Annotated in this window: 19 protein-coding genes; 6 read left to right on the top strand and 13 right to left on the bottom strand. The window is 59.4% G+C overall.

Features of this window, described 5'->3' with window-relative positions; all coding sequences use genetic code 11:
- The first annotated feature begins 102 nt into the window (after nt 1–102).
- Nucleotides 103–486 carry a hypothetical protein gene (locus FRH_RS00935; protein WP_153842658.1) on the top strand — a complete coding sequence of 128 codons (384 nt, stop codon included), beginning with the start codon at nt 103–105 and terminating at the stop codon, nt 484–486.
- A gap of 2 nt (nt 487–488) precedes the next feature.
- On the opposite strand, the gene FRH_RS00940 is transcribed toward FRH_RS00935, so the two are convergent.
- Together FRH_RS00940 and FRH_RS00945 are read right to left on the bottom strand one after the other, a co-directional pair.
- Nucleotides 489–974, bottom strand: coding sequence for a glutathione peroxidase (locus FRH_RS00940; RefSeq protein WP_139526608.1), 486 nt, complete (start codon nt 972–974; stop codon nt 489–491).
- A gap of 76 nt (nt 975–1050) precedes the next feature.
- A complete protein-coding gene (locus FRH_RS00945; protein ID WP_139526607.1) occupies nt 1051–1668 on the bottom strand; it encodes a LysE family translocator in 618 nt (205 codons plus the stop codon).
- Between the two features lie 239 nt (nt 1669–1907).
- Here FRH_RS00945 and FRH_RS00950 point away from each other — a divergent pair, with 239 nt between their 5' ends.
- On the top strand, nt 1908–2639 hold the full coding sequence (locus FRH_RS00950; protein WP_139526911.1) for a YebC/PmpR family DNA-binding transcriptional regulator: 732 nt from the start codon (nt 1908–1910) through the stop codon (nt 2637–2639).
- 4 nt (nt 2640–2643) lie between these two features.
- Here the strand turns inward: FRH_RS00950 and FRH_RS00955 are convergent, their stop codons facing one another.
- Genes FRH_RS00955 through FRH_RS00965 form a run of 3 tightly spaced genes read right to left on the bottom strand, consistent with a single transcriptional unit; the run spans nt 2644 to nt 5417 of the window.
- Nucleotides 2644–3399, bottom strand: a complete 756-nt coding sequence (locus FRH_RS00955; protein WP_281997568.1) for a DUF429 domain-containing protein — start codon at nt 3397–3399, stop codon at nt 2644–2646.
- A complete protein-coding gene (locus FRH_RS00960) occupies nt 3399–4229 on the bottom strand; it encodes a mechanosensitive ion channel domain-containing protein (protein WP_281997569.1) in 831 nt (276 codons plus the stop codon). Before FRH_RS00960 ends, FRH_RS00955 begins: the two co-directional genes overlap by 1 nt.
- A gap of 9 nt (nt 4230–4238) precedes the next feature.
- Complete coding sequence (locus tag FRH_RS00965; RefSeq protein ID WP_281997570.1) at nt 4239–5417, bottom strand: hypothetical protein; 1179 nt, start codon at nt 5415–5417, stop codon at nt 4239–4241.
- Between the two features lie 137 nt (nt 5418–5554).
- Between FRH_RS00965 and FRH_RS00970 the strand changes: the two genes are divergently transcribed.
- Nucleotides 5555–5821 carry a hypothetical protein gene (locus FRH_RS00970; protein ID WP_139526604.1) on the top strand — a complete coding sequence of 89 codons (267 nt, stop codon included), beginning with the start codon at nt 5555–5557 and terminating at the stop codon, nt 5819–5821.
- A 121-nt stretch (nt 5822–5942) separates the two neighbouring features.
- Here the strand turns inward: FRH_RS00970 and FRH_RS00975 are convergent, their stop codons facing one another.
- The 6 genes from FRH_RS00975 to ybaK form a co-directional block, all read right to left on the bottom strand.
- Nucleotides 5943–6950 (bottom strand): NAD(P)-dependent alcohol dehydrogenase, encoded by a 1008-nt coding sequence (locus FRH_RS00975; protein WP_239297207.1) that lies wholly within the window; start codon nt 6948–6950, stop codon nt 5943–5945.
- A gap of 45 nt (nt 6951–6995) precedes the next feature.
- Entirely contained in the window at nt 6996–8888 is a 1893-nt protein-coding gene (locus tag FRH_RS00980) for an ABC transporter ATP-binding protein (protein WP_281997571.1), read from the bottom strand.
- Nucleotides 8889–8956: 68 nt separating this feature from the next.
- Nucleotides 8957–10000: an AbrB family transcriptional regulator gene (locus FRH_RS00985; RefSeq protein WP_281997572.1), complete on the bottom strand. Its 1044-nt coding sequence runs from the start codon at nt 9998–10000 to the stop codon at nt 8957–8959.
- Nucleotides 10001–10099: 99 nt separating this feature from the next.
- Complete coding sequence (locus FRH_RS00990; RefSeq protein ID WP_281997573.1) at nt 10100–10957, bottom strand: PA4780 family RIO1-like protein kinase; 858 nt, start codon at nt 10955–10957, stop codon at nt 10100–10102.
- A 48-nt stretch (nt 10958–11005) separates the two neighbouring features.
- Nucleotides 11006–12397, bottom strand: coding sequence for an ATP-dependent RNA helicase DbpA (gene dbpA, locus FRH_RS00995; RefSeq protein ID WP_281997574.1), 1392 nt, complete (start codon nt 12395–12397; stop codon nt 11006–11008).
- Between the two features lie 109 nt (nt 12398–12506).
- Nucleotides 12507–12974: a Cys-tRNA(Pro) deacylase gene (ybaK, locus tag FRH_RS01000; protein WP_139526598.1), complete on the bottom strand. Its 468-nt coding sequence runs from the start codon at nt 12972–12974 to the stop codon at nt 12507–12509.
- 107 nt (nt 12975–13081) lie between these two features.
- Here ybaK and FRH_RS01005 point away from each other — a divergent pair, with 107 nt between their 5' ends.
- Entirely contained in the window at nt 13082–13270 is a 189-nt protein-coding gene (locus FRH_RS01005; protein WP_139526597.1) for a DUF3008 family protein, read from the top strand.
- Nucleotides 13271–13327: 57 nt separating this feature from the next.
- On the opposite strand, the gene FRH_RS01010 is transcribed toward FRH_RS01005, so the two are convergent.
- Both FRH_RS01010 and FRH_RS01015 read right to left on the bottom strand, forming a co-directional pair.
- On the bottom strand, nt 13328–13597 hold the full coding sequence (locus tag FRH_RS01010) for a hypothetical protein (protein WP_153842651.1): 270 nt from the start codon (nt 13595–13597) through the stop codon (nt 13328–13330).
- Nucleotides 13598–13701: 104 nt separating this feature from the next.
- Nucleotides 13702–14565 (bottom strand): cation diffusion facilitator family transporter, encoded by an 864-nt coding sequence (locus FRH_RS01015; RefSeq protein ID WP_089675650.1) that lies wholly within the window; start codon nt 14563–14565, stop codon nt 13702–13704.
- Nucleotides 14566–14690: 125 nt separating this feature from the next.
- Here FRH_RS01015 and FRH_RS01020 point away from each other — a divergent pair, with 125 nt between their 5' ends.
- Nucleotides 14691–15560 (top strand): LysR family transcriptional regulator, encoded by an 870-nt coding sequence (locus FRH_RS01020; protein WP_139526594.1) that lies wholly within the window; start codon nt 14691–14693, stop codon nt 15558–15560.
- 211 nt (nt 15561–15771) lie between these two features.
- Nucleotides 15772–17181 (top strand): PhoH family protein, encoded by a 1410-nt coding sequence (locus FRH_RS01025; RefSeq protein WP_139526593.1) that lies wholly within the window; start codon nt 15772–15774, stop codon nt 17179–17181.
- Nucleotides 17182–17208 lie beyond the last annotated feature (27 nt).

The following is a 17208-nucleotide window of genomic DNA, read 5'->3' on the forward strand; positions in this document are numbered from 1 at the left end:
GAGGGTATTCTAGCGGTCTCGGCGCGCCCTGTCCGCTCTTGAGCTTATCCGCCATTCGGGGCACGATAGCGCCCTGCCCACCACTTGCCGACGGGATCTTGGATGAATGCACAGCAGCTAGTCGATGAGCGAGGCGATTTATGGCTGGCCCTTGCCCCTCTCTGGCTCGATCGTGAGCCCAGCGAGCGCGACTACGCCCATATGATCGAAGTGATCGAACAGCACGCGATGTCACTCAAGGAGCTGGAATGGGTGCTGCGCCTGGAGCTAGCACCCGTCATGTCACGTCACCAGCTTTCCGTCGCCAGCGAGTGGCGAAAGTTCGACGATTACAAGCTGATGAAGCAGCTCGTGAACCACAACATGAAACTCACTGGTTGGCGGCGCAAAAGCTGGGCGCTCTTTTCGGGGCTGACGACCATGATGGTACGCCACCGTTGGAACGAACTGATGCAGCGTCTCATGGTCGTTCGCGGGGACGTCTAGGCCTACTCTTTGTCGAGGGCAGCCTCAAGGGCCAAACGTAGCGTGAGACCGCGATCCCTAGGACCAAAACGAGCAATTACTTTGCCATCTCGGCCAACGAGGAACTTGGTAAAGTTCCACTTTACGGCCTTGGTACCCAATACCCCCGGCGCTTCTTGCTTGAGCTGTGCGAACAGCGGGTGGGCATCGGCGCCGTTGACCTTCACTTTCTCCATGAGCGGGAAACTCACGCCAAACTGCTGCTCTCCGAAGGCACAAAACGCCTCGGCGCTCTCTGGTGACTGGCGGCCAAACTGGTTACAGGGGAAGCCCAACACGGTAAATCCACGATCCCGGTAACGCTGGTACAGCCCCTCGAGCTCTTTCAACTGCGGCGTAAAACCGCACTGGCTGGCCACATTGACCACCAATAATACCTGCCCACGCAAAGCGCGCAGATTGAAGGGCTTACCTTGATGGGTATAACAATCCTGCTCGTAAATCGTCATCGCCAGGCCTCTAAAATGCCTTTGCCAGCATACGCTTTACCTTGCCACGGCAACGTTGGCGACACCAGCCTCGTGATCAAAGGATCGGCCCCGCCGCCACCCGCAGCGCCAGCGCGATCAGCAATACGCCAGTCATCCGATTGATCCAGTGCGCGTGGCGTTGCAGCCAGGGCAATACCCGTGAGTGAGACAGCCCAACGGCGACCAGCACGTACCAGCCACCATCGATGATAATCGCCGTGGCCACGATGATCGCCTTGGCAAGCAAGGACATCTCCGGCGTCACGAACTGGCTCAATAGCGCGACGAAAAAGATGATCAGCTTGGGATTGCCCAGGGCCACCAGTACGGCTTCCTTGGCGGCTTGCTGCGGCGTCGTGGCCACGGCACTCGGCGAGAGCGCACCGCTACGGCCAGCGCGCAGCGCCTTGATACCCAGCCACGCCAAATACGCTGCGCCGCACCATGTAATCAACTGAAACAATTCGGGAAAACGCACCACCAGCGCGCCTAACCCCAATACCGTCAGCAGCGCGTAGACACCAACGCCGAAGGCATGAAAAATAGCCGCCGTGATGCCTGGCACGCGGCCACCGCCCAAGGTATGACGCAGCACCAACGCCAAGCTCGGCCCGGGCGACATGGCCCCCATCGCACAAATAGCGGCCAATGAAAGCCATAGTGTCAGCGGCATGGTCTCCTCCCTGAAGAATTCGTGGAACACTCGATGAGCCGCCAGTATACGCCAGACAGAAGAGGTATAGCGCCTATCTTGATCTTAGCGGTCGTCGTAACGTCTCGACGCAACGCATTAACGCCTCGCACGCTTAAATAACGCTGTTAGCATGGTACGCTGTTGGGTAGAATTTTCTCCTTTTTGAACACGATGACGCCTGCCATGCAGGCGTTTCATGGCTAATGAAGGACTTCAATATGGGTAGGGCGTTTCAAAACCGTAAGGAATCCATGGCCAAAACGGCCGCTGCGAAAACCAAGGTTTACAGCAAGTATGGACGTGAAATTTACGTCTGTGCCAAAGCGGGCGGTACGGATCCCAATGGCAACCTTGCGCTGCGCGGTTTGATGGAGCGCGCCAAGAAAGACCAGGTGCCCTCTCACGTGATCGACAAGGCCCTGGATAAAGCCAGCGGCGCAGGCGGTGAGGATTTTTCACCGGCGCGCTACGAAGGCTTTGGCCCTGGCAACGCCATGGTGATCGTCGACTGCCTGACCGACAATCCCAACCGTACCTTTGGCGATGTGCGCGGCTGCTTCACCAAAACCAAAAGCAAGATCGGCACGCCAGGCAGCGTCAGCCACATGTTCGACCACTGCGCTATTTTCTCCTTCAACGGCAGTGATGAAGAAGCCGTCCTGGAGGCGCTAATGGAAGCCGACGTGGATGTGACCGATATCGAGCAGGAAGAAGGTCGTATTACGGTGTTTGCTCCCCATACCGATTACGCCAAAGCCAAGCAGGCCTTGCTGGATGCGTTCGGCGAGATCGACTTCGAGGTCGACGAGATTCAGTTCCTGCCGCAAACCACCACGCCCATCGAAGGCGATGACGTGGCGATGTTCGAGAAATTTCTCAATATGCTCAACGAGCTGGACGACGTACAGAACGTCTTCCATAACGCGGAGCTACCGGAAGAGAGCGCTTGAGCCGTTAGGCGCTTAACGCATCTTTGGGTACGAAGATCCACCCTTCCGCCGCTGGCATCTCTGCTGGCGGCCAAGCCACACTCCCTTTGGCATGCTCCAAGCTCCACGCCAGTAGTGCACAGTGCCAGGCATCCTGGATATCCTGCTGCTTCGGCGTTGGTTGATGAAGCATGGCGTGCAGCCTTTCAGCCATGCACACGCGCCGACGCAGCGCTGCAAATTCAGCCGATCGTTTAGCGGGCGATGGATACCCCTCCACCACACACAGCTCGTCCCCCTTCGATTGCCACTGCCCGCAGGCCGCGACGTGTGGGGCAAAGCGAGCTAGAAAGTGCATGCCTTTCGTGGCTTGACTGCCGATCATGTCTTTGATGGGAGACAGCGGCGTGATCCCCCGAGCGAACAGCCAGCGCTCGGTTTCCCGATACAGGTAAGGATTTTCTTGGGAGCGGCCCAGTCTATCCACCGCCTCTCCACGTGCGAGCGCTAGGAGCGCCTGAGGGAGTGCCAACGGCGTATCGATGGCCATGACCACCCGCTCATCGCCGCTGGCCACGTGCTGGCAAAGCGCCAGCAGCCGATGGATCACATCACGACTCGAGGTCGCCTCGTTCAGCGTCTCACGGAGGTTGCCTCGCCAAGGCGTGCCGATCACGTGGAGTGCGTCATCCAACACCACCAACGCATCGCGGCTGGCGGGATTGTGGTCGCAATTCCAACCGCCCACGTCCCACCCAATATAGAGCGTCGAAGCCGTCATTATCGATTTTCCGCGCCGTGGGCATCGAGCGCTGCATCCGGGGGCAAGAGCGCGGGCGTGACGCCTGCCTCGCTCAGCACCGCCTTGCCACGCACCGTCAAATCGGTGATGAAGAGAAATTGCTGGCGCGGATCCACCGGATACGCGCGGATGCGATAGTGAGTGCCCCAGGGTTTTTCTTCGGCCACCACGATGATCGGTTCATCGAATTTTAAATAAGCGCTGGTCAGCGCCACGTCACGAAGCGCCTTGCGTACCCAGCCCGCCTCGTGCTCGGGGTGAAGATAAAAACTCGCCACGCACTGCAGGCTAGTGCCACCATTGTTGGCGTTGTAAATCGCGGTGTCCCAGAGCTTCAAATGCGGCACGGCGACCAGATCGTCATCAGGAGTTTGTACTTCTACCGTACGCATGCCCACGTGTTTCACTTCACCATAAGTGTCTTCGATCCGGACCCAGTCCCCTGGGCGGTATGGCAACTCGACCGCTGAGACGACGCCAGCAATCAGGCTACTCACATAATCTTTCATCGCAAAACCAATGGCCAAGCCAATGGCACCTAGCAGCGTCACCATATTACGCAACGACGGCTCGACGATGATCGGCACGGCGATGGCCAGTGCCACGATGAGGATGATCAGGCGGGTTAGCGGTACCAACGCAAAGACGCGAAAGCGCACCTGACCATGCAGCCGATTGGCCAGCCAGTTGAGACCGCGCTGGCTGGCAATGATCAATACGATGGCACTGCCCACCACAATGCCTAGCGTGATTAGCGCTTGGCTATCGAGCTCATTAAATAACTTGGCATACTGCCCTTGATCGTCCATCGACGCTCCTTAAAGCGGATCTACCAAATAATTACGCGACGCCAGCAATTGTCGTACGCTGGCGTAGCACAGCGGCGCCACCTGCCAACGCCCCTCCTGACCGCTCAGAATGCCGCGTTGCGCCAAGGAGAATCGTGCGTTCAACGCTTCATGATCGGAAAACGGCAGCACGTACCTCAACGCTTGGTCATCGAGCCCGCCGTGTATGAGCAGCGTATGAAGCAGCAGGGTAGCGACGTCGCCGGTATCCGCCGGTAGCTCGGCATCGGCCAACGCATCAAGGAGCCACAGCTCTTGCGTGTCGCTGCGCGTCTCTTGGCCGTCATCCGATGCATTCTCCTCCGATGGCTCTCGCAGCCGCTCGCGCCAGTAGTGCCAGGCAATGCCCAAATGTCCGCGACAGTGCGCGGCCAATCGCTGCAGTTCGCTGTAAACCGCCTTATCGTCGCTTTCGCTCGTGAGCACCGACCTCCCCGTGCGTGTGCTGTACACCGTTGGGCACACCTGCACCGTTCGATCCACGTGGTGGGCAAAATAGTGGGCCAGCTGCTCACCTTCGAGCCCTTGGAGGGTGAGCACCGGCACGCCCTCAAGGCCTACGGCGTGCTGTAAGTAGGCATACGTCCAGCTATCGCAGCCAATCACGCTCTGCCCCATTCGGCCGCTCAGGGAGCGCTCGACCAGCTCACGCACGCCCTGCAAGCCGTTGGTGTGACGCAGAAAGTGGCGCTCGAGGGCGGGGATGGCCCAGCGCTTGCGCGGGGCTACATGATCGAGCCATACGGTACTTCCCTCGAGCAGCTCGGGAAGCGTAGGAGGAGTAAGGCACTCCACGCTTCGCTGCGCGGCCCAGTGCCGCACCACTGCTGCATGTCCACCGTGAGGTGGCGAAACGAACATCACCATGGGCGCTTCATCATAGGCTTGCAGTGACTGGGCCAAACCACGCGCGGCGGGTGTCCAGTCGATACTGGGCGCCCAGTGGGCCAATTTGACCTCCGGCAGCGCGCGTAGCTCGCTCTCTTGTTTGGCTTGGCGTTCGGAAGCTTCGCGGCCAACCATCCAAGTGGTAGCTGCTCGAAAGCTGCGCCGCCACTGGCTTGCCTGGGTGCGTTCAGGGGTGTGAAAGCTATCCAATGACACTACTTTCCATGGCGATAACGCCGCGTTCGTTGAGCTCTGCGCCATCGTCTGCCTCGGTTAGGTAAAGTAGATTAAGGTTAGCATGCCTGAGTCTCCTCCCAAGGGGCCAGTCGAACTTATCGTCTAGAATAAAGTCGTTATTGCCAAGTAACTCACTTTTGAGCGATGCGCAGGAGGCAACGATGAGCGTGGTGAATGTCACGATGGCTGAACTACACGAGAAGCTTGCGAAGTGCATTGCAGGCGAGCGGGTGCTCATTGAGCAGGAGGGCAATCGATTCAGCGGCCGCATCCAACATGTGGGTGTCATGGGGGTGAAGATCATCCCCGAAACCGTCATCAAAAACAGTACCGGCGACCCTGGGGACGTGGATGGCGTCACCGTACCCTATGACGATATCTGGGAGTTGGAAGTCAAAGGCGTGGTCTACAGTCGGTTAGGAGAGTAATGTCTCTGCCCTTGTACGGCCTTCCTCCGGCTGGCCAATAAAAAAGCGCGTCCGCCCATGGCAGACGCGCTTTTCTCACTCTTTACGCAACGTGCATTTTACGCAAAGTGCATCGCGTCGCTCAGAACGTCAGGCAAATTTTACCAAAGTGCTTGCCCGATTCTTGATGACGAAACGCCTCGGCAATCTCGCTAAGCGGGAACTCACGATCGATGATCGGTTTCAAATTCGCCGCTTCGATCGCGTCGATCATCTCGATCTGGTGGCGACGGCTACCGACGATCAAACCCTGCAGCTTGGCCTGCTTGGCCATGAGTTTTGCAGTGGGAATGTCTCCCTCGCGGCCGGTCAGCACGCCAATCAGCGAAATGTGTCCACCAATCTTCACGGCATCGATGGATTGCGGCAGCGTACCGGGGCCGCCTACCTCGACGACGTGATCCACGCCTTTGCCGTCGGTCAACGCTTTGACCGCTTTTCCCCACTCGGGTGTCTCGCGGTAGTTGATGGTGTGCTCCGCGCCGAGGCTACGCAGGCGCTCCAGCTTCTCATTGGAAGAGGAGGTCGCGATCACTCGAGCCCCCATCAGCTTGGCGAACTGCAGTGCAAAGATCGACACCCCGCCGGTACCCAGTACCAGCACGGTATCGCCCGCTTTCAAGCCGCCGTCCACCACCAGCGCGCGCCAAGCGGTCAATCCCGCGGTGGTCAACGTGGCGGATTCTGCATGGCTGTAGCCGATCGGCTGGCGAGTGAACCATGTGGCCGGTCGAATTACCTGCTCCCGGGCATAGCCATCGACGCCATCACCGGGGGTAGTGGTGAAGTCGCCTACCCGTGCCGGGCCTTCCAGCCAGTAGGGAAAGAACGTCGAGACGACCGCGTCGCCCACGGCAAACTCCTCAACGCCTTCGCCCACGGCCTCCACCACGCCCGCGCCGTCGGACATCGGGATGCGCTTGTCGTCGGTGGGGATCATCCCCGCCACCACCGCGTAGTCGTGAAAGTTCAGCGAGCTGGCGTGCAGGCGCACTTTGATCTCGCCAGGGCCAGGCTCGCCGGGCGCGGCCGTGTCGACGACGTTCAATTTATCTAAACCGCCGGGTTGTTGAAGCTCAATCGTTTGCATCTCTACCTCCTGTTGAAGCGCCTTCACTAGGCGACCGGTCTAGTCTCAAATGAGGGCGTTGTTATCAGGATCAAGGTCGTTACCCAAAAAGCCGCCCGACTGCCGCTGCCAAAGACCGGCATAGATACCATTGCGGGCGAGCAATTCCTGATGGGTGCCGCTCTCCACCATGCGCCCTTCGTCCACCACGATCAAACGATCCAGCATGGCGATGGTAGAGAGCCGGTGGGCAATGGCGATGACTGTTTTGCCCTCCATCAACGCATCCAATTGCTCTTGAATCGCCGCCTCGACTTCGGAATCCAGCGCCGAAGTGGCTTCGTCCAACACCAGAATCGGGGCGTCCTTGAGCAGCACTCGGGCAATGGCAATGCGCTGGCGCTGACCGCCGGAGAGTTTGACGCCCCGCTCTCCCACGTGGGCATCCAGACCACGCCGACCTTTGGGATCGACCAGATCATTGATGAACGTGTCGGCATGGGCGCGGCACACCGCCTGCCAGACGTCCTCATCGCTGGCGTTAGGGCTGCCGTAGCGGATGTTGTCCCGCAGCGAGCGGTGCAACAGCGAGGTATCTTGGGTCACCATGCCGATCTGGTGGCGTAGCGAAGTTTGGGAGACCTCGGCGATGTTTTGACCATCGATCAGAATGCGTCCGCCCTGCAGGTCGTAAAAGCGCAGCAGCAGGTTTGCCAGGGTCGATTTCCCGGCCCCAGAGCGGCCAATCAGGCCAATTTTCTCGCCGGGCTTGATGGTCAGGCTCAGACCATCGAACACGTTTTTGCTCTCCCCTTTTGCCTGGGCATATTGGAAACGCAACGCGTCGAAGACGATCTCGCCGTTGGGCACGCACAATGCTTTGGCATTAGGAGCATCTTTGACAGTCGGTTCCTGGGCGATGGTGTTCATGCCATCCTGCACCGTGCCGATGTTTTCGAACAGCCCGGCAACCTCCCACAAAATCCAGTCGGACATGAAGCGAATCCGCATTACCAGGGCAACGGCAATGGCCAGCACGCCCAACGAGATCGCCTCCATGTACCAGGCAGCGATGGCCATGCCGGCGGTGCCAACCAATAGTAGCGTGTTGAGTAGCGTCAAGCAGACGCTCATCACGGTCACCAGGCGCATCTGGCGATGCACGGTAGTCATGAAGCCTTCCATGGCGTCTTTGGCATAGCGCTCTTCGCGCTGGGTATCGGCAAACAGCTTGATGGTTTGGATGTTGCTGTAGCTATCCACCACGCGACCGGTCATTTGCGCACGCGCATCCGCTTGGGCCATGGAAACGTCCCTCAGGCGCGGCACGAAAAAACGCATGATGCCCAAATAGCCGACCAGCCAAAGCCCCAGCGGCAGCAGTAGCCACGGATCGGCCCGGCCCAGCAAGATGGCCGCCCCGGTAAAATAGACGATGGCGTACACCAGCAGATCCATCACTTTGGTGACGGTTTCCCGCACGGCCAGCGCGGTTTGCATCACTTTTTGCGATACCCGCCCGGCAAACTCATCCTGATAAAATGCCAGGCTCTGGCTGAGCATATGGCGATGCGATAGCCAGCGGCCAATCATCGGATAATTGCCGAAAATGCTCTGATGCGTCACCAGCGACTGCAGCAACACCAGCAGCGGCAACCCCACCACCACTAACACCGCCACACCCGCCAGCCAGAGACCGTGGTTCGTCCAAAAGTCGGCGCGCTCGACGCCGCCCAGCCAATCCACCAAATCGCCCATGTAGCTAAAGAACACCACCTCGGCGGCAGACACCACCGCCGTGATCAGTGACATCACCAGCAGCCACGGCCATACCGGGCGGGAAAAGTGCCAAATGAACGGCAACAGTCCTTTGGGCGGTGTGGTGACCTCGCCCTCTGGGTAGGGGTTGACGCGCGCCTCGAAAAAGCGGAACAGCGGCGAGAGCAAACGTGACAGCATGGACATTCCTTACAAGACGCAATAAAAGAAAGGACGGCGTAAGAACGCTTAGAAGCATGATCGCGACGTCAAGCGTCAGAATGATGACGCATGAGCCAGCGGGCCCAAAAAGGAGCGACGACCATGAGTGTGACCATACGCAGCAGGTGATGAAACGCCACGAACACCGGGTCGATGTTGAGCGCGACGGCGAGTATCGCCATTTCACCAATGCCGCCTGGGGCCAGCGCCAAGAGCGCCACATCGCGCCCTACCCCCACGGTTTGGTGGATGAGTTCGGCAAACAGTGCCAGAACCACCAGCGCAAGCAACGTCGCCACCCCCGATTGCCAAAGATAGCGCCCGAGTAGCCGCCGCGTCATACCTTGAAAGCGCGAGCCGATGGCGCTACCAAGCACCCAGAGCATCACGTTCATACCCCAGCTTGGCAGGGCGAGACTCGCCATATCCAGCCCGGAGAGCAGCGCGGTGGCTAACAAGGGAGCGAGCAGCGCAGGGCTTGGCAGGCGCAACCACTTACCCAACGGAAGTAAAAGAGGGATGGTGAGCAGTAGCCAGCCATCCGTGAGTGACGACGCCGCCGGACCCAGCGTGCCATCTCCGCCCTCGAAAGCCCAAAATAGCGGCGGTAGGAAAAGAATCACCAGCACGATACGTAGCGACTGTGCAATGGCAATGCGCTGCGGGTCGCCGCCGCACCGTTCACCGAGCAGGATCATCGCGGTCATGGCGCCCGGTGATGCGCCAAACCAAGCGCTGACGGGGTCGAAGCCGCAGCGGCGATACCAGGCAGACGCCACGGCGGTCGACGCGGCCACACCTGCAAGCAGCAGCATGGCCGAGATGGGCCAATCAAGCACCCGCTGGGCCAGCTCAGGGGTGACTTGGCTGCCCAGTACCATGCCCATGACGGCTAGGAACACACTGCGTAGCGACTCGGGCACCGCTACGCTCACCCCTATGGCAGACACCAGCAAATTCGCCACCAGAGGGCCCAACATCCAGGCCAGCGGCAGCCCGGTCACATGAAACAGCGTGCCGCCTGCGGCGCCAACACCGAGTGATAAGACAAGCGCCTTGGCTCTCCCTGCACTGTAACGGCTGCCCTTCACACTCCCCTCCCATGATCTCTCAGGCGATGCGGTATGGCAGAGTCGTCTCGTTCAACTACTTACTCTGCTAATCGTTGCCTCAGTTTATCACTATTGGGGTCAATCCTCGTCGTCGTCATCGCGCAGGCGCGCTTGGCGCTCGGCCTCCTCCTCTTTGGCGTCGTCGATCACTTCCATCAGCTCGTCCACATTGGCAATGTGGTCATCGAAATCGAAGTGGCCGGTCAGCTGGCTATCGGGATGCAGCTTCCCCGCTTCATACAGCGCCCACATCTCTTTACCGTAATGGGTAGCGAGCAGCTCGGGCGCAAAACGGCCAAAATAGGCACGCATGTTGTTCACATCGCGCTCCAGCATGGCAGCAGCGCTGTTATTGCCCGCCGCATCCACCGCCTGAGGTAAATCGATGATGACCGGGCCATCGGCGTCGACGAGCACGTTGAATTCCGATAAATCACCGTGGATCAAGCCTGCACAGAGCATTCGCACCACGTCTTGGATCACTTTGGCGTGATAGCGCAGCGCCTGCTCTTCGGTCAGGGTGACCTCGTCCAAGCGCGGTGCCACATCCCCCTCTGCATCGGTGATCATCTCCATGAGCAGTACGCCATCCACGAAACCATAGGGCTTGGGCACACGCACCTCGGCCGCGGCCAAGCGGTACAACGCATCCACCTCGGCGGTCAGCCACGCCTGCTCCTGCTCTTTCTGGCCGTAGCGGGTCTTCTTGGCCATGGCGCGGGCGCGGCGGCTGTTGCGCTCTTTACGCCCTTCCTGGTACTGCACCGCCTGCTTGAAGCTACGCTGTTTGGCCTCTTTGAAGACTTTGGCACAGCGCGTGTCGTCGCCACAGCGCACTATGTACACCTGCGCTTCCTTACCGCTCATCAACTGCATCAGCACCTCATCGATCAGGCCATCGTCGACCAGGGGCTGTAATCGTTTGGGTGTTTTCATAACTTGCTGCGAAGGCTCCTTATGATAGCGACCACGTCATTGGGATCGTTAATGGCGAATGCGTCGCACGCGGAAAGCGCGCCCTTTGAGTTTATCCCGCTCCAGCTTGGCCTGAGCTTTCTGGACAGCGCTGCGCGCCACCGCGACGTAAGCGCTTCGAGCCAACACCTTGATCTTACCCACCTGATCACCGCGCAGACCGCCTTCGCTGGTCAATGCGCCCAGAATGTCGCCAGGGCGCAGCTTATCTTTCTTGCCACCCGCCAACTGTAGCGTGGCCATGGGGGGCTCGAACGGCGAACCGTTGGTGGCTTTCGGCAGCGGCTCGGTCGCGAGCGGCTCGCCCAACAGCTCAGCGAGGCGTTCGAGTCGATAATCTTCTTGCGGTGTGACCAGGGTACAGGCGATACCGCTGGCTCCTGCGCGCCCCGTGCGGCCGACGCGATGAACGTGGACGTCCAGCTCACGGGCGATTTGGTAATTGAAGACGGCGTCTAGTTGAGCAATGTCGAGCCCGCGGGCGGCCACATCGGTGGCGACCAAGATCGATGCGCTCTGATTGGCAAACAGCACCAGCAGCCGGTCGCGGTCTTTCTGCTCGAGATCGCCGTGCAGCGCGACGGCGCTAAAGCCCGCATCGACCAAGCCATCGGCCACGGCCTGGGTTTCCCGCTTGGTATTACAGAACACCACGCTAGTGGTAGGTCGCGTGGCAAGCAGCAGCTCGATCAACGCAGCAAAACGGTCGTCCTCATAGGACACCCGGTAAAAGTGCTGCTCGATGGTCGTGGCATCGTGGGTCTCTGCCACCTTGACACTGACCGGGTCGCGCAGCACGCCGCGGGTCATGGCTGCCAGCCCCTCCCGCTCATCGGGAAACGTCGCGCTGAACAGCAGCGTTTGTCGGTCAGTGGGGGTATCGGCGATGATGTCGTCGATGGTGACCTGAAAGCCCATGTCCAGCATACGGTCGGCTTCGTCCAGCACCAGCACGGCCAGCGACCCAAGCGTGAGCGAGCCTTTGCGCAAGTGCTCGTCCACCCGCCCCGGCGTGCCCACCACGATATGCGCACCGTGCTCCAGCGAGGCGAGCTGCGGCCCAAAGGGCGCGCCGCCACACAGTGTGAGTACTTTGACGTTGGGCATGCCCCGCGCCAGGCGTCGCAGCTCCTCGGCGACCTGATCCGCCAGTTCGCGGGTGGGGCACAGCACCAAGCCCTGTACGCTGAAGGCTTCTACACGCAGCTGTGACAACAGCGCCAAACCAAACGCGGCGGTTTTACCCGAGCCCGTTTTGGCCTGCGCCATCACATCGCGCCCCACCAGCATGGGCGGCAGGCTCTGCGCCTGAACGGGCGTCATGTCGTGATAGCCCAGAGAGTCGAGCGTGCTCAGCAGCGCGGGCGAGAGGGCAAGGGAGGCAAAAGAGGTCTCTGACACAAAAAATTCCTGAAGGGGCGGCGGTGCCCAGCGATCCGATTGATGGAAGCACCATACCAGAAAGCGCCCTCTCCTGCTTTGCCAGGCACTTAACCCGATGCGTATCGTTCTATGCAGAGAGCGCTGCGAAACGGCCCTGGCTGAGTGCAGCGAGGTCCTCCGGCGAGAGTTCGATTTCTAACCCTCGCCGACCAGCACTCACGTAAAGCGTCGACCACGCTTGTGCCGAGGCATCAATGAACGTCGGCAGGCGCTTTTTCTGGCCTAGCGGGCTCACTCCTCCTAGCACGTAGCCGGTGATACGTTCGACGATATCCGGCGCGGCCATCGCGGCCTTTTTAGCGCCGGCCGCTTTGGCGATCTGCTTCAGCCCCAACTGGCTATTCACGGGGACGATACCCACGGCCAACTGCTTGCCATCCAAGCTAACGACGAGGGTTTTGAAGACCTGTTCGGCGGTAACGCCAAGTTTGTCGGCCGCTTCTAACCCGTAGGACGGGGCGGTGGCATCGTGCTGATATTCATGGAGCTGAAACGCAATACCTGCGTGCCTTGCGCTGTTGATTGCCGGTGTCATGGAGGTCTCTTAAGTTAAACGCGCCAGCCTATCTGAAAACATCACTTCCCACTGCTAGGCTTAATAGCGTGACCACCTCATGGAAGTCAACTGACAGGAGTCGTTAAATGAAAGCCACGTCGAAAGCCCAGCAAAAAGCCGCTGGCGCCGCCCTTTCCGCCAAACGCGGCGAGACCAAGCCCAGCGAGCTGTATGACGCCTCGAAAGAGATGTACGACTCGATGAGCGAAGAGGAATTGGAAGAGATGGCGGGTACCCAACGTAAAGGCAAACCGCAAAAGAAAGAGGACGATTGAGCGAGGCTGCGCCAGCGGCTTGCGCTGGCGCAGCTTGCGTGAGCCTATGTCAGCCAATTATTGGCAAGGCACCACGCGGCGCAGCGTATCTTTCGCCCACAGCGTTTGGCCATCGGGCGTGCGGCCATGTTCGTTCCAGCGCTCGGTGGTTTCCAGGCAGAACGAACCGGCGTTTTCGGTACGCGGTTCCGCACTGACGGGGCGATCTCCGCCGATCCGCATGACGTCCGGATTTTCAGTGGTGTAACGTGGGGCAATGGTAGAACTTGCGCAGCCAGCCACCAAAGCGGTGACCAGCAGCACGGGCAAACAGCGGCGCAGTGGCATGTTTTTGCAACCCTCAAAAGTGCAGTGTTAGGCCGACACCCGTTGTCGGTAGCGCTTGATATCACCACACCTTCGATAGCGTCAACACTTTTTCAATGCACGCATTACGTGACCAGCGTAATGCTCGTCACCGGTCGTAAATTACGCAGCTTACAGTGCTGCTCGACGCTCTCGACGATCTCTTCCGCGTCATCGATTTGCTGCTTATCGAGCTGAATGTCGACCATCAGGAAGCTGCCTACCTGCGCAAGGCGTACATCGTCGTCGGCGATATCGAACTCCGCCACTTCTTGTACCACTTCCTGGCGCACGCTGCCGACCGGTTCGCCGAACATCAACTCGCGCAGCGCGCCTTTGACCATACGAATGGGCATGGGCAGGAAGTAACCGGCAATGATAAGAACCATCACCGGGTCCGCAAAACGCGCCAAGTGTTCCCAAGGCGAGAGGGTTAACCCCCAGGTAAGGGCAAAGCCCAGCATGACGGCGGCACTCAGCCAAGTATCCATTTGCCACTGGCGAAGCTCTGCAGCCAGTAGCGAGGACTGCGCGACCTTGGCGTAGCGGTTCAACCATCCCCAGGTGAGCAAACAGCCGCTCACGTTGACCACGCCAAACATCAGCGCCAAGTCCAGCGTGACCAAACGTCCTCCCTGCGCCAAGCTCCACAGAGCAGAGACCAGGGAGAACAGGCACACCAGCGCAATCACCACGCCTTTGAGCAGCACGGCCAGCGGCTCGACCGTCAGCCGCCCAAAGGGGTAGTGATCATCCGCCGGTTTGCGGGCCTGCTGAAGCGCAAACAGAGAGAGCGATGCCAGCACTAAACTTAATAGCGAATAGCCGCTATCGAAGAGGATCGTTATCGAGCCACTCGCAAGGCCCAAGGCAAGTCCGGTAAAGGCAAACAGACTAGCGGAGATGGCGGAAAATCTGAGCGCACGGCGCTCGGCGACAAAGGGGGTCACGCGGGTTGCTCCAGTAGAAGGGGAGATAAGAGCAAGCCATCATAGTGAGTAAAACAACGCTACACTAGTCGCTCAGCGCCAACTATATTGGCGCTCGAAAGCTATTACTTTATGAGGTGGTTTGCATGCGCGCGGAACAGGTCCAAGCGTTCATCGATGTCACGGAGCACGGCTCGTTTGCCGCCGCTGCACGGCACACCGGCATGAAGCGCAGCACCCTGAGCGCCGCCGTCAATGCGCTGGAAGATAGCCTGGGCGTGGCACTCTTCGAGCGGTCGGGGAACAGCCTTCAGCTCACGGCCGTGGGGGAAAGCGTGCTACCCGACTGCTACCGCCTGCTGACCAGTGCCAACCGCATCAACAAGCACTGCCAGCAACACTTACAAGGCGTAGAGAGTCAGCTCTGCATCGCGCGGGACGACGCGCTGCCCGAAGCGTTTTGGCGACAGGTCATGCACGACCTGAAGCAGCGCTACCCGCTCACGGCCATTTCGGTATACCTGCTCCCACCTCAGGAGCATGCCCAGTTCGTGCTGCGCCAAACGGTGGATATTGCCTTTGGGCTGTATACCGCCGAAGGAGCCGCGGTGAATGCCAGCAACCTTGCCCCAGTGAGCATGAGTCTCGTGGCGGCACCTGGGCATCCACTCAGTCGCCTGCCCAACGTCACCAAAGATGATTTGGCACAGTACACCCAGGTATGCCTGACCTTCGACCAAGGCGACAAATTGGTGAGCGAGGCGCTGTTCTCCACCAACTATCTGGGCCTGACCATGTTCGAGGTGATTCGTGATGCGGTGATCAATGGCACCGGCTGGGCCTTGCTGCCTTACCCGCTCGTCAAAGACGCTTTGGCCAGCCACACTCTGTGTGCGCTCAATCACGACCTGCTGCTGGAAAGCCATTACTACCGTTACGTGGAAGGCGAGAGCCTCGGGGTGGTCGCCACGGCGCTGCTGACCAACGTCATCCGTTTCTTGGGTACCACACGCTGAGGCCCCCTCTCAGTCGGAAAGCCGAGCACGGCGCATGAGTAACGTTGAAATTTAGCAGTGGCGAAAAAAGCGATTGCCCACCACGCTGTAAAAAAAGCCATTGAAGGAGCCCAAAGGACACGCTAGAGAACCGACACAGGCACGTGTCATCTAAGCGTAAAGTGCATCTGCCAGTGTCGATGTTGCCGTCAACCAAGGAGTAGTTTCCGCGATGGTACGACTCGATAAGAAAGCGACTAGGCTGTATGTCCTAGACACGAATGTCCTGATCCACGACCCCGCCGCGCTCTACCATTTCGATGAGCATGATGTGGTCATCCCCATGACCGTGCTCGAAGAGCTGGACAAGCATAAGAATGGCATCCGCGAAATCGCCCGAACGGCACGGCAAATCAGCCGCACGCTGTCCGATCTCACCAGCCAGGTGACGTTCGACGAAATTCAGCAAGGTATCCCCATTCCCCGCATCAGCGGAGAGTCTGGCCGCCTACACTTTCTGTGCTACAACGATCTCAAGCCCTTCGACGCGTTAGACGATAGCCCCGACAACCGTATTCTGGCAGAAACCTGCCGGTTGCGTGACGAACGCCCGGATGCGTCGGTCATTCTCATCACGAAAGACATCAATCTGCGGGTAAAAGCCGCCGCGCTAAAAGTCCCGGTGGAGGATTACCTCAACGACCGCGCCTTCTCCGATAGCGATGCGATGATCGAAGGCGCGCAGGTGTATACCCAGGCAGGCCAGAATGGCGCATCGCTCTGGGAAGCGCTGAATGTCGATGTCACGGTCGAACGCGTGGATCATCACACCTTTTATCAATTAAGCGGCACTATGCCCCGCGACTGGCACGTGGGTATGCTGGTGTCCGATAGCGAAAACGGCGCCGAATTCGAAGCCATCGTGCGCGAGCTTTCACCCAGCTCGGCGCGGCTGCAGCTGCTCACCAACTATCGCCACCACGCGGGCGTATGGGGCGTGCACGCCCACGACAGTCGCCAAAATTTTACCCTCAACCTACTGATGGACCCCGAGATCGATCTCGTCACCATTGCCGGTAACGCAGGCACCGGTAAAACCTTCATGACCCTTGCGGCTGCGTTTCAACAAACCCTGGATGCCAAACGTTTCGAGCGCATCGTCTTTACCCGCGCGCCGATTCCCATGGGCGAGGACATTGGCTTCTTGCCGGGCACCGAAGAGGAGAAAATGTCACCGTGGATGGGCGCCTTCCACGACAACATGGATAACCTGCTGCGCAACGACGAGGGGGAGTCGAGCTGGGACAACGGCGCCACGCGACAGCTGATCGGCTCTAGGGTACAAATCCGCTCGCCCAGCTTCATGCGCGGGCGCACCCTGAACGACACCTTTTTGATCATCGACGAGGCGCAAAACTTCACACCCAAGCAACTGAAATCGCTGGTCACCCGCGCCGGGCGCAACACCAAAATCGTTTGCCTGGGCAACGTCGGGCAGATCGACACGCCCTACCTGACCGCCAACACCTGCGGCATGGCCGCTGTGGTCGAACGGTTCCGAGACTGGCCCCACGCTGGGCATATCACTCTAAAAAGCGTCGAGCGCTCCCGCTTGGCACTGGCCGCCGAGGAGCTGCTGTAGCGCTCTTTGCCCCCGAACGTCTACACC

Origin of the sequence: Halomonas sp. A020 (genome assembly GCF_027943625.1) — a bacterium.
GTDB classification, from domain to species: Bacteria; Pseudomonadota; Gammaproteobacteria; order Pseudomonadales; family Halomonadaceae; genus Vreelandella; species Vreelandella piezotolerans.